Origin of the sequence: Cognatilysobacter lacus, assembly GCF_008274655.1 — a bacterium.
Taxonomy (GTDB): domain Bacteria; phylum Pseudomonadota; class Gammaproteobacteria; order Xanthomonadales; family Xanthomonadaceae; genus Cognatilysobacter; species Cognatilysobacter lacus.
In genome coordinates this window covers 1-4,977 of record NZ_VTRV01000181.1, presented here as the reverse complement: position 1 = coordinate 4,977, position 4,977 = coordinate 1, and the positions used below count along the sequence as shown (strand labels likewise).

Below are 4,977 nucleotides of genomic sequence, written 5' to 3'. Positions count from 1 at the left end.
TGGCCTGGTGCGGCGCGATCCACCGCACCCGTTCGCGCTGCTCGGCATCCAGGCCGAGCCTGGCCAGCATCTGCGGCGCGAGCCGCGTCGCCTGTCGCAAGGTGGCGCGACCTTCCATCTGGAACAGCGCGTCGCCGTGCAGCGTGTCGCTGGAATGCGGGTGGCGGAAGCTGCCGCAGCCGCGCACGGTGGTGAGATCGCGATGCAGGCCGTTGGTCATCCACGCGATGCGGTGAATGGCCGACGCGCAATCCGTCGGCGCGCGCTCCAGCAGCCATGCCACCGCGCCGTCGCCGAACAGCGTGCATACCTCGGGCGTGTCGAAATCAAGCGCCACGGACGCGATTTCGCTGCTCACCACCAGCGCGCGGTCGACGCGCCCCTGGTGGATGCGCTCGGCGGCGATTTCCAGGGCGGCGATGAAGCTCAGGCAGGTGGCGTGCACCGAGAAGCTCGGTATTCCCGACTCGCCCAGGCCCATTTCCTGCTGGATCATCGGCCCGCCATCGGGAATGGCGCGCTCAGCCGAGCCCGAGGCATTGATGATCAGGTCGACGCCTGCGGGGTCCACGCCGGCCTGCTGCAATGCGGCCATCGCCGCCTGGGCACCCATCCAGCTCGCGCGCTCACTCGGGTCGGCCCAGTGCCGGAACGCGACACCGCTGTGCGCGAGCGACCAGCCCTCGCGAACGCCGATGCGCGCCTCGATCTCCGCGCTCGCGACGCGGCGGCGCGGCAGGTACCGGCCCATCCCGGCAATGCGAACGCGCCACCCGAGTTCCGGGCTGCGGCACGCGACGGCATCTGCGGGGCTGGGTTCCATGGTCACCATCGGCGGGGCTTGGACTTCGCGCGAGTATGCGCGAGGCGGGCGCCGTGCTCCGGCGCTGGCAGACTGGGGGCATGCGTCCCGAACCCGATCCCGCTGCAGCCCACGTCGCCTTGCCCACGCGTATGGCGCTGGTGGCGGCGATGGCCGCGGCGAACGGCGCGATCTACCTCGCCATCAATCTCCACCCGCTCTCGACGCCGCGCATCCTTCCCGCGGGTGCGATCGAGGCGGCACTGGGCCGCCATGCGTGGACGATCTGGCCGTACTGGCTGCTGTTGCTGCTGGCGCCGATGCTCGCGGTCGGCATCAGCGAACGCCGCGTGCTGGTCGCGACGCTCAGGTCGTACGCGATCGCGCTGGGGTTGAACGTCGCGATATGGCTCGCGTGGCCGACGCGCCTGCCGCGCCAGGCGTGGCCCGACGCGCACGATCCAGCTACCGCGGATGCGTGGCACCTGCTATTGGCGCTGGACCGCGACACCAACTGCTTTCCGTCCGGACACGTGACGATACCGATCGTCATCGCCGCCGGCTTCTGCGTGCAGCACCCGGGCCTGCGCCGATGGGTTGCGGTGCTGATCGCCGTGCTGCTGCCGAGTGTCGTCACCACCGGCCAGCACTACGCCGTCGACATCGTCGGCGGTGCGGCGACGGCATGTGCCGGGCTCGCTTTCGGCGCGCGGGAGTTGTGGCCGCGCGCGTGGGCCGAGCGGCTTGAGCGTTCGAGCTGACGGCGCGCCACGCGCCTCACACGAGGGCGCAGACACATAACTGCGGCGCCGCTCCGCCGCACGACCTGCCGGCCCGCCCGTGGGCGTCGCGCACCCGGACGCTGCAGCGCCCGTGCGCCTGCAACCCGTCACGCGATACTGGTTGCCTTCCCGATGAGCATCGCCCGTGACGATCGTCCTGACCGATTTCGCCCGCCCCCGGTTGTTCCCGCGACAGCCGCGCCGCAACACGATCCAGGACTGCACGCCGGAACAGTTCGTGCGCCACCTCAACGAAGCGCAACCGGTGGCCGTGCTCGAGGGCTATGCGCCTTTCTGCAAGCTGCACGTGCATCGCAACTGGACGTCGACGCGTTGTCTCGCCGTGCCGATCACCGACGACAACCGGCGCCTGCTGCGCTCGGATTACGAAGCGCGCAACGACGCGGAGTTGCCTGTGCTCGTGCGCTGGTTCGAAGGCCTCGAGCCGCCGACCGCGCGATACCTGATCCCCATCCTCTACAGCCGCGAGCAGCTGGCGAAGGAGGGCACGCGCATCGACGCCGACTGGGGCGTGGTGGGCTGCATGTACACGCTCGAACCCGCGGAGACGCCGATGGCGCCGATTACGATGATGCGCAATGCGCTGGGCACCGACGAGGGCGGATCCGGGGTGCCGATCGATCGCGAGGCCTACCGTCGCAGCGTCGACTTCTGGCGCGGGCACGCGAACTGGCGCGGCTGATTGCCGCGACGTCGGCGCTTCGATACCACCCGGAGCCGTCGGCCCACGTCGGCACCGACGACACGCGACGGTCGGCGGTCAACCGCCGCCGTACGTCCCCATCAGCAGCGACAACAGCGCCGCGACCGCCAGCGTTGCGTGCGCGCCGACGAGCCAGGACGGCAGCAGACGGTGATGCCATTTGTAGACCAGGCTCATCACCGCGCCGCCGCCCGCCGCCAGGACGAACAGCACCAGCGCGACGGTGGCGAGCGTCGGGACCGGTTCGGTGAACACCGAGTAGGCCAGCAGTGTCATCGCCGACGCGGCCAGCAGGCCGTGGACCATCGCGATCCACGCAGGCGGGTTTTGCTTGCGCGCGAAGCGGATCCCGGCCATGAGGATTCCGCCGAGCGCGGTCAGCACGAACAGCAGGGTGGCGGTATGCAACATGGCGATTCTCCGTTGCGGTGTTGGGGGGCTCGACGAGCGCGTCGACCGGTTTCGTGAAATTACAGCGTCGACGCGGTTGCGCCGTCCGGCCATGTGCAAAGGTTGCCGAGCGCACATGGCCTGCGCATCCATCCCGGAGGATCAATGCTGGGCGGTCACCCGCCAGACGATGTTGCCCACGTCGTCGGCGACCAGCACCGAACCGTCGGGCGCCTGCGCCAGCCCGACCGGCGCGCCGTAGAGCTGCTTTTCGTCCCTCGAGTAGAAGCCGCTGACCAGCGTGACGGGTGTGCCCGTCGCCTTGCCGTCGCGGAACGGCACGAACACGACCTGGTAGCCGCTCAACGGCGACCGATCCCAGCTGCCGTGCTCGCTGACGAACGCACCGCCGTGATAGGCGGCCGGCAGCGCATTGGTGTCGGAGAACAGCAGGCCGAGCGCGGCCACGTGCGACCCCAGCGCGTAATCCGGAACGATCGCCCTGGCCACGAGATCCGGGCGCTGCGGCACCACGCGCGCGTCGACGTGCCGGCCGAAATAGCTGTACGGCCAACCGTAGAACCCGCCAGGACGTACGGACGTCATGTAATCGGGCACGAGGTCGGCGCCGATCTCGTCGCGCTCGTTGACGATCGCCCACAGCTGGCCGGTCTGCGGATTCCAACCGAGGCCGGTCGGGTTACGAAGGCCCGACGCATAGATGCGGCTGCCACCGGTCGCGACGTCGACTTCGAGCACCGCGGCGCGACGGTATTCGACTTCCAGCCCGTTCTCGCCGGCATTGCTGTTGGACCCGACGCCGACGTACAGCTTGCGACCGTCCGGGCTCGCCAGCAGTGACTTGGTCCAGTGGTGGTTCACCGTGTCGGGCAGGTCGGCGAACTCGACGCCCGGCGCCGTGATCACCGTATCGCCGACATGGAACGGATACCGCAGGATCGCATCGGTATTGGCGACGTAGAGCGAGTCGCCGATCAGCTGCACGCCGAACGGCGAGTGCAGGTGGTCGATCAGCAGGTGCTTCTGCCACTCGCCGGGTGCGCCGGTCGGGCGCAACAGCGTGATGCGGTTGCCGCCCTTCGCGCCCTTGCCGGAATTCGCCTTGACCTTGCCGGCGATCCACTGCTTCGGCGTGGTGACGTGTTCCTGGCCGGGGCCGTTGGATTCGACCACGAGCACGTCGCCGTTCGACAGGGACAGAAGCTGCCGCGGATGCATGAGGCCGGTCGCGATGCGCTCGATATGCAGCCCTGCAGCGACGGTCGGCGACTGCCCGGGCTGCCAGCCCACGCCGGTCGGCACCTGCATCGGCGGCATCAGGAAATCCTTGGGGCTGGGCAGTGGCGGATTCACGCCGGACTGCTGCGCCGGTTCCAGCGAAGCCTTCTGCGCGCAACCGGAGAGAAGCGCGGCGAGCGCAAGCGCTACGGCGCTGCGGAGCAATGTCTCAACCATGGGCGAGGCCCTCCGTGCGGGTGCGCAGCGTTGCCCTGACGACGTGTCCGATCGCGATCAGCGCGACCGTGAGTGCCGACAGCCACTGGCCCTCAGGCACAACCGCGTACGCATCGCGGCTGTGCACGAACGCATTGAAGATCGCGGCGACGATGGCGAACAGGTTCAGCCAGAAGTCGAGCCGGTCCGCCGACGTGGATGCATGCCTTGCGGTGAACCACGTCTGCGCCAGGTCGACGAGGCGCGGGACGATCGCAGCCAGCAGGCCGATGACGATCAGCCAGGCGGCGCCCTTCGTCCACATGACCTGCGCGGTCCGCGCGTAGGTGACGTCGAAGATGAGCGCGGCGACGAAGCAGCCGAACGGGATCGGGTTGAGCACGTTGAAGACGGCGTTCGCGACGGGAGATCGGCGCGGTGCAACTTGGGTTCGCATGGGCGGTTGCCTGGCAGGGAGATAGGCCGGCGGTGCCGCGTTGGGCGACTCATGCCCACGCGCAGCGCCGACTTCGCACGCTAGCCGGCGCCATGTCCAGAACGTGTGCTGATGGGGCGAGCGCGGTACCGGCGTCGGCCTCGCGAACCGGCGGACGCCGGCGCCATCACGTTGCCCGTTTGTGGAAGTAGACCTGTTCGGCCGCCCAGCGCAGGGGCGGCGAATGCAGCAGCACGTCGAACGGCCAGTCGAACTGCAGGCGGTCGTAGGCCCAGCGAAGCGCTCGTTTGGCGCGGAAGCGGGGCGCCGCATCGGTGGCGACCTGCTCCGCGGGCGGGCCGTCGTCGCGGATGCGAGCCGCGATGCC

At 69.4% G+C, this 4,977-nt stretch carries 6 protein-coding genes and 1 pseudogene; 2 read left to right on the top strand and 5 right to left on the bottom strand.

What is annotated here, in order from left to right:
• A partial coding sequence (locus FW784_RS12600) for a ketoacyl-ACP synthase III (protein ID WP_187770806.1) occupies nt 1-823 on the bottom strand: 823 nt, incomplete at its 3' end.
• 80 nt (nt 824-903) lie between these two features.
• On the opposite strand from FW784_RS12600, the gene FW784_RS12595 reads away from it, so the two are divergent.
• The gene (locus FW784_RS12595; RefSeq protein WP_187770805.1) at nt 904-1,563 is read left to right on the top strand and encodes a phosphatase PAP2 family protein; all 660 of its coding nucleotides are present in this window, start codon (nt 904-906) and stop codon (nt 1,561-1,563) included.
• Nucleotides 1,564-1,729: 166 nt separating this feature from the next.
• Nucleotides 1,730-2,287 (top strand): DUF3228 family protein, encoded by a 558-nt coding sequence (locus tag FW784_RS12590; protein WP_149353683.1) that lies wholly within the window; start codon nt 1,730-1,732, stop codon nt 2,285-2,287.
• A 78-nt stretch (nt 2,288-2,365) separates the two neighbouring features.
• On the opposite strand, the gene FW784_RS12585 is transcribed toward FW784_RS12590, so the two are convergent.
• The 4 genes and pseudogenes from FW784_RS12585 to FW784_RS12570 all read right to left on the bottom strand — a co-directional run.
• Nucleotides 2,366-2,719 carry a hypothetical protein gene (locus FW784_RS12585; protein WP_149353682.1) on the bottom strand — a complete coding sequence of 118 codons (354 nt, stop codon included), beginning with the start codon at nt 2,717-2,719 and terminating at the stop codon, nt 2,366-2,368.
• A 141-nt stretch (nt 2,720-2,860) separates the two neighbouring features.
• Complete coding sequence (locus FW784_RS12580; RefSeq protein WP_149353681.1) at nt 2,861-4,174, bottom strand: PQQ-dependent sugar dehydrogenase; 1,314 nt, start codon at nt 4,172-4,174, stop codon at nt 2,861-2,863.
• Nucleotides 4,167-4,610 carry a DUF2231 domain-containing protein gene (locus FW784_RS12575; RefSeq protein ID WP_149353680.1) on the bottom strand — a complete coding sequence of 148 codons (444 nt, stop codon included), beginning with the start codon at nt 4,608-4,610 and terminating at the stop codon, nt 4,167-4,169. Before FW784_RS12575 ends, FW784_RS12580 begins: the two co-directional genes overlap by 8 nt.
• A 166-nt stretch (nt 4,611-4,776) precedes the next feature.
• Nucleotides 4,777-4,977: pseudogene (locus FW784_RS12570) on the bottom strand (NAD(P)/FAD-dependent oxidoreductase); the annotation flags it as partial.

Coding starts and splice junctions, on each gene's coding strand:
- FW784_RS12595 (WP_187770805.1), top strand. CDS start 904: ATGCGTCCCGAACCCGATCCCGCTGCAGCCCACGTCGCCTTGCCCACG.
- FW784_RS12585 (WP_149353682.1), bottom strand. CDS start 2,719: ATGTTGCATACCGCCACCCTGCTGTTCGTGCTGACCGCGCTCGGCGGA.
- FW784_RS12580 (WP_149353681.1), bottom strand. CDS start 4,174: ATGGTTGAGACATTGCTCCGCAGCGCCGTAGCGCTTGCGCTCGCCGCG.
- FW784_RS12575 (WP_149353680.1), bottom strand. CDS start 4,610: ATGCGAACCCAAGTTGCACCGCGCCGATCTCCCGTCGCGAACGCCGTC.